At 35.2% G+C, this 7,252-nt stretch carries 5 protein-coding genes; 1 reads left to right on the plus strand and 4 read right to left on the minus strand.

What is annotated here, in order from left to right; all coding sequences use genetic code 11:
- The 4 genes from B3J44_RS19690 to B3J44_RS19705 form a co-directional block, all read right to left on the minus strand.
- On the minus strand, positions 1-842 hold an 842-nt coding region (locus B3J44_RS19690; RefSeq protein WP_286970956.1), incomplete at its 3' end, for an efflux RND transporter periplasmic adaptor subunit.
- A gap of 2 nt (positions 843-844) precedes the next feature.
- Positions 845-2,086, minus strand: a complete 1,242-nt coding sequence (locus tag B3J44_RS19695; RefSeq protein WP_286970957.1) for a TolC family protein — start codon at positions 2,084-2,086, stop codon at positions 845-847.
- Between the two features lie 261 nt (positions 2,087-2,347).
- On the minus strand, positions 2,348-5,467 hold the full coding sequence (locus B3J44_RS19700) for an efflux RND transporter permease subunit (protein WP_286970958.1): 3,120 nt from the start codon (positions 5,465-5,467) through the stop codon (positions 2,348-2,350).
- 107 nt (positions 5,468-5,574) lie between these two features.
- Positions 5,575-5,898 (minus strand): DUF6660 family protein, encoded by a 324-nt coding sequence (locus tag B3J44_RS19705; protein ID WP_198855996.1) that lies wholly within the window; start codon positions 5,896-5,898, stop codon positions 5,575-5,577.
- Between the two features lie 302 nt (positions 5,899-6,200).
- Here B3J44_RS19705 and B3J44_RS19710 point away from each other — a divergent pair.
- On the plus strand, positions 6,201-7,252 hold a 1,052-nt coding region (locus tag B3J44_RS19710), incomplete at its 3' end, for a hypothetical protein (RefSeq protein WP_286970966.1).

Raw genomic sequence — 7,252 nt, forward strand, 5'->3', positions numbered from 1 at the left:
AAAATCTTTCCTTTAATTGATTTATTGGATTGATTTGTTAACACAAAATCAATTACTTGACCAATCGAAATCGAACCTAAATCTTTCTCATAAACATTCAAATCCAAATGCATCTGACTGTTATCAACGACTTCAAAAAGCGAAACTCCTGTATTTGCAAAAGCGCCTTTCGCAATATTGATTTTTCCAACAAAACCGTTTATTGGCGAAAGAATTGGTACAACTGGAGTAGATCCTTTTATATTAACATGCAAAGCATCAAGTCTATTTTTTGCTGCCTGCGCGCGAGCTTTTTCGGCCGCTAATTTGGCTTTTACTTCCTGAAAAGTCTTTCTCGGATTCACATTTTCGTCACTCAACGTTTTCTGACGATTGTATTCTAGCTGCAGATATTCTACATTCGCCACCGCCGATTGGTAATCTTCCTGCATTCCTATAACTTCTAGATTTTGAATGGTTGCCAAGACTTTTCCTTTGTTTACGAATGTTCCTTCCAAAACAAAAATGTCTTTTACCGTTCCGCCAATCAAAGTCGAAACCTCAGCAGAATTTTGCGGAGGAACAGTTGTATAACCATTTGCTTTGATGATTTTATTCAGATTTCTATCTTCTACAATTCCTGTTTCAATTCCTACTGTTTTGTATTGAGAAGCAGTTAAAGCAACTTCTGTAGTAGATTTTTCTTCTTCAGAAGTTTCTTCTACCTTTTTTTCATTGCATGCTGTTAAGGTAACCGCAAAGCACGCAAAGACAAAGCGCAAAGTACCCAAGGAAACTAAACTTTGTGCTCTTTGCATAATCTTAGCGTTCTTTGCGGTTAAATTCATAAGTATATTTTTCATGATTAATTGTTTTTGATAGTTGGAAATTGAAGTTCGATAGCACTTTGATTATAGCTGTGCGTTGCCTCTGCAAATTGTTTTTTAATATCAATTGCCTGATTTAAAAAACTGATATACGACCAATAACTCATGTCACCATTGGCATAACTTTTTTGGGCAGTTTCAATAATTTGATTGGCGTATTGCGACCCTTCATTTTGAAAATATGCTAAATTCTTCTGCTGTTTTTCGAAGTTATTTTTCAATTCTTCTCTTTGCAGATTCAGCATCATTTTGTTTTTGTCTAAAGCCAATTGTGACTGTGAAATACTGATTTCAGCCGCTTTTGCTTTGGTTGTATTAACTCCTCCAAACAACGGAATTTGCAATCCTGCTGTAAAACCTTGAAACAAAGATTCTGTATTTATTGTCTGAGCAAAATAGCCTAAACCTACTTTTGGCGTACGCAAAGCTTTAAATGTTCCAGCTTCTTTTTGATAGACTGATATTTGCTGCTGATAGAAATCGGTCATTAAAGCTTCGGCTGTTGTGTTTTGCTGGTTTTCTATAAAAGTGTATTGCAAAGCCGTATTCTGATCAGGGACAATATTTTCATCTGTCTGAATGAAAAATTGCAATTGCTTCTGATAAATTGCTAAATCATATTCTAATTGCGCTTTCTGAGTTTCAATTTCTTTTACTTTGGCTTTAGCACTAATGACTTCTATATTTCCACTTTCTCCAGTTTTAAAACGCAGTTCAGCATTTCTTAGAAATTTGGTATAAATGTCATTTAATTCTGAATTGAGTTTCTGAATCGAAATGCCATATAAATATTGATAATATGCCAATGTCACCGCTTTTTCGATTTCATACGAAGACAAAGCTTTTCTTTTTTCGGCCAGTTTTGCCAGTTCTTCCTGTAATTGCCTATTGGCTTTTGTAATATTCCCTAACGGAAAAAACTGTTGCACAGAAACGTTATGATCGTAATCTGCACTATTGAACTGACCGCCTTGATACTGCACTTGAAGCGGATCTGGCTGAAAAGCTGCTTTTTTAAGAACAGTTTGTTTTTCGATTTCTTTATCGGCAATTTTTAAGTCGATGTTGTTTGATTTTGCCAATTCTATTGCTTTTTCAAGGCTTATAGATTGCTGTGCAAATGTTGCTGTGCTTACCAATAGAAACGCACTTAACCGTAATCCTGACAGCCATTGGGAGCAAAACTTTTTCAATTGATTTTTATATATTGAATTTTTCATTTTTATCATTTTTGTTTCACGCAGATTTTAAAAGATTTAAGCAGATAACTGCAGGTTACTATTTAAATAATCAAAAATTAATCTGCTAAAATCTGCTGGATCTGCGTGAAAAATCATTTTTTTATTTTTTATCTCCCGCAGATTGAGCAGATTGAGCAGATTTTTTTTTAAAAATTAATCTGCCAGATCTCTGAAATCTGCGAGAGAAATTATTTTCTGCATGCAGTAATAAATTATCTAATTATCAGATTTTCTTCTTTACTAATTATCTTTACGTTTAAACTTCTCCAACAATAAATACAAAATCGGTAAAACGATTAAGGTTAATAAAGTTGCTGAGATTAATCCACCGATTACTACGGTAGCCAAAGGTTTTTGCACCTCTGCTCCGCCACTTGTTGATAATGCCATTGGCATGAATCCTAATGAAGCTACGGCTGCGGTCATTAAAACAGGACGCAAACGCGTTTTAGTGCCAATAATAATTCGTTGAAATGCATCCGAAATACCTTCAGATTTTAATTGATTGAAATAGGAAATCAGTACAATTCCGTTTAAAACTGCAATTCCAAATAAAGCAATAAAACCAATTCCTGCCGAAATACTAAACGGCATTCCTCTCAGTGAAAGCGCAAAAACACCTCCGATAGCTGATAATGGAATCGCTGTAAAAATTAATAACGCTTGTTTTACACTTTTAAAAGTGAAATACAGCAAGACTAAAATTAGTCCCAAAGCAATGGGTAAAGCGACAGAAAGTCTTTTTGAAGCTTCAATTAGATTTTCAAACTGTCCACCGTAAGTCACATAATAACCCGCAGGAAGTTTGAAACTTTTATCTAGTTTCGCTTGAATTTCTTCTACAACACTTTTAATATCTCTTCCGCGAACGTTTAATCCAACAGTAATTCTTCGTTTTCCGTCTTCGCGGATAACCTGTACCGGACCTTGCTCATATTCGACTGAAGCAACTTGTGATAAAGGAACTTGTTGTCCACTCGGAAGCGGAATAAACAAATTGCTCACATCGGTAATATCGCCACGATTGTTTTCGTCCATTCTTACGACAACATCAAATCTTTTGCTTTCGTCATAAATCTTTCCTGCAACTTCTCCCGCAAAAGACGAACGAATGATTTGGTTGATGTCTGAAATATTCAATCCGTAAAGAGCGATTTTATCATAATCGTATTTAATTGTAATTTGTGGCAGTCCTGTAACTTTATCGGCTTTTAAATCTCCTATTCCTTCAATTCCTTTTATTTTCGATATTAATTCTGTTGCCTTGGCGTCTAGAATTTCCAAATCATCACCAAAAATCTTGATTGCAATATCAGATCGACTTCCTGTCATTAATTCGTTAAAACGCATCTGAATTGGCTGAGAGATTTCGATATTTGCTCCTGGAATAATTTCCATTTCCTTTTTCATGGCGTTTGCCAATTCTTCCCAATTGCGGTATTTACCTTTCCATTCTTTTTTGTCTTTTAGAACAATAATCAAATCGCCGCTTTCAATTGGCATTGGATCAGTTGGAATTTCACCGCTTCCTATTTTGGTTACGATGGTTTTGATTTCTGGAAATTTGGCTTTTAGAATCTGTTCGTATTTAGTAGTCGTTTCAACCATTTGCGTGAGTGAACTTCCTGTCATAATTGTAGCATTGATTGCTAAATCACCTTCTTCGATTGTTGGAATAAATTCACCTCCCATATTTTGAAAAATGATAAACGCTAAAGCAAATAATGCAACGGCAATAGAAAGCACCACTTTTTTAAATTCTAGAGCTTTTTTTAATAATGGCGTATAACGGCTTTCTAACCAAGCAATCATTCGGTCACTGAAGTTTTCTTTGTGTTCTGTCTTTTTCGAAAGAAACAAAGCACTCATCATCGGAATATAAGTCAACGAAAGAATAAAAGCTCCAATAATCGCAAAACCAACCGTCATCGCCATTGGTTTAAACATTTTTCCTTCGGTTCCAATTAAAGCTAAGATTGGCAAATAAACTATAAGAATGATAATTTCACCAAAAGCGGCACTATTTCTAATTTTTGAAGCCGAATTATAGACTTCTTCGTCCATTTCTTCCTGCGTTAGTTCTTTTTTGTTTTTGAATTTCTGCAGATGATGCATCGTGGCCTCGACGATAATGACTGCTCCGTCGACAATAATTCCGAAATCTATGGCACCAAGACTCATTAAATTTCCGCTTACGCCAAAGGCATTCATGAGAATTACAGCAAACAACATTGCTAACGGAATAACTGAAGCAACGATTAATCCTGCACGAAGATTTCCTAAGAATAAAATCAAAACAAAAATCACGATTAATGCTCCTTCTAATAAATTCTTAGCAACGGTTTTTATAGAATTATCTACGAGTTTTCCTCTATCAATAAAAGCTTCGGCAACAACTCCCTCGGGAAGACTTTTGTTTATTTGCTCCATTTTTTCGTGAACACGATTTACAACAGCGCTAGAGTTTTCTCCTTTTAACATCAAAACCATTCCCGAAACGATTTCTCCTTTTCCATCTTTTGTTGATGCTCCATAACGCAACGCAACACCTTCGCGAACTTGCGCTACATTTCGAACCAAAACCGGCGAACCATTTCGGTTTTTTACAACCACATTTTCTAGGTCTTTTACGCCTTTTGCCATTCCGACACCGCGAATAAAATAAGTATATTGATCTTTTTCGATATAAGCGCCGCCTGTATTTTGATTGTTTTTTTCTAAAGCATCAAAAATTTCGGTAATCGTTACACCCAAACTATTGAGCATATTGGGATTTACGGCTATTTCGAATTGTTTTAGTTTTCCACCCCAAGTACTTACTTCGGCAACGCCTTTAATTCCTTGCAATTGCGGAATAATAATCCAATCTTGAATGGTACGCAGTTCTACAGCACTGTATTTGTTTTCATAGCCTTTTTTAGCGTAGACATCGTATTGATAAATCTCTCCTAAACCTGTAGAAATTGGCGCTAATTCGGGAGAATTTACATAATCTGGAATGTTTTCTTCGGCTTGTTTTAGACGCTGGAAAATTTGCTCGCGAGCCCAGTAAATATCGACATCGTCCTCAAAAACAACGGTTACAACTGATAATCCAAAACGAGAAATACTGCGAAGCTCTATCACATCTGGAACTGTTTTTACAGCTCTTTCTAATGGATACGTAATTAATTGTTCGACTTCCTGACTTGCCAATGTTGGCGCCGTTGTAATAATCTGAACTTGATTGTTGGTTACATCTGGCAATGCATCCAATGGTAATTTTTTAAGCGAATAGCTTCCCCAAGCAATTAGTGCAAGGGTAAATAATAGTATAACGAATTTGTTTCGTATACTAAACTGTATGATTTTATCTAACATTTGAATATATAATGACGTGAGAAATTAGACAATTAAATTGCCTGTAAACGTGTGGAAAATCCACAACTCTCTCGCCCGTTTCGATTTTCATCGAACAGGCATAATCATTATGCTATTTGAGGGGGTTGCCAAATACTTCCGTAGAAATTGGAAATAAAAACAGAATTATAACTTGGTAAAGCTATTGAAATTTGATTGTAAGTTTTAGGAAATTCAAAAGTTACAGCAGAATGGTAACTTAAAACCTGTGCACCGCAACAGTTACAAACGCAAAATGGAGAACATAAATCATTTGCTTTATCATGCGAATGATTATCTTCTGAAGTAAACTGAGCTGTTTTATGCATGGCGCTGTTTACTTCCATATCCGCACATGGCATATTAGATAATGCCATTAGGTAAATTGATAATATGATTGTTATCCATTTCACAGCTGTAAAAGTACAATTTATTTTTATTTTTTTTTCAGTTAATTGAAATTGATAATAGTAAAAACAAAATACTAGTTAATGACCTGACAATTATTTCAATAGATTTTTTATTTTCTTTAAAAACTTTGTTGGAGGTAAGAAAATTTCGTTAACTTTAACAATAATTAACAATTCTTTAAGTCCCTCATTTTCACCTTTAAAAACACTTTTTTCTATACGCCCAAAAAATAAGCAGAGATTTCTTTACACACATTAGTACAATTTATTTTTCGCAGTTTAATTAATTTTTAATACTCTAATCAATGAAATGTAAGACACTAATATCAGCCTCTTTATTATTTTTCAGCATACAGATTTTTGGACAAGTTTACACCGACAAAATTGTTGGAAAAAAAAATGAAGATTTAAAAGACAGTCTTAAAGTAGAAAAATACCCCTACGCTCTTCCTATCTGGGGCGAAAAAGTAGCCCAAAAAGGGTACAAACTTCCCTACTCTGCGGGAGTATCTTTAAATTATTTTTGGCAAGAATCTGAAATTGTTATTAATGATTTAAATATTGGTTTTAACCACGGCCCTCAATATAACTTAGATGAAATTGTGCGATTTGATAAATCAACGGTTGAGGCTGGCGCACTTACTATTAGACCCGATATATGGTTGCTTCCCTTTCTAAATATTTATGGAATTTTCGGAAAGGCCAAAACGGCAACTAAAATTAATGCCGGCATTTGGGTTCCTGATGCCGACAACAATTGGTCTGAAGTTGCCAATTTTAGTACCAAAGCCAATTTTGATGCTACTACTTTTGGTTTAGGTATGACACCAACAATTGGTATTGGCGGTGGATGGCTGGCTCTGGATATGAATATGGCTTGGACTGATATCAGTTCGCTTGATAAGCCTGCGTTTTCATATATTTTTGGACCTAGATTAGGAAAAACATTTAAATTCAATAAACCAGACACCAATATAGCGGTTTGGGTTGGAGCTTTTAGAGTTCATATTTCTGGAGATACTAATGGAGATTTGCCTTTATCTGATTTTATTGATTTAAGCAGTGCTCAGGCTAAAGTGGACAGCGGACTCCAAAAAATATCAGACAATCAGACAAAAGTAGACAATTGGTGGGATGGCTTGACTCCTGCTGAGCAAAAAAATCCGGTTAATATTGCCAAACATAATACTGCCGACAGAGCTTTAGAAAGAGCAGGGACATTCTTAGCAACTCTAGACGGAGCATTGAGCACGGCCTCAGATTCATCTGTTCAATATTCTCTTCAAAAGAGACCAAAAGACATGTGGAACTTTATTGTCGGATCGCAGTATCAATTCAGCAAACATATTATGTTTCG

The organism is Flavobacterium sp. UBA4854 (assembly GCF_002399805.1).
GTDB classification, from domain to species: Bacteria; Bacteroidota; Bacteroidia; order Flavobacteriales; family Flavobacteriaceae; genus Flavobacterium; species Flavobacterium ginsengisoli.

What these genes read in the sequence shown, in the direction of transcription:
- B3J44_RS19695 (WP_286970957.1), bottom strand. Translation starts at nt 2,086, where the DNA reads ATGAAAAATTCAATATATAAAAATCAATTGAAAAAGTTTTGCTCCCAA.
- B3J44_RS19700 (WP_286970958.1), bottom strand. Translation starts at nt 5,467, where the DNA reads ATGTTAGATAAAATCATACAGTTTAGTATACGAAACAAATTCGTTATA.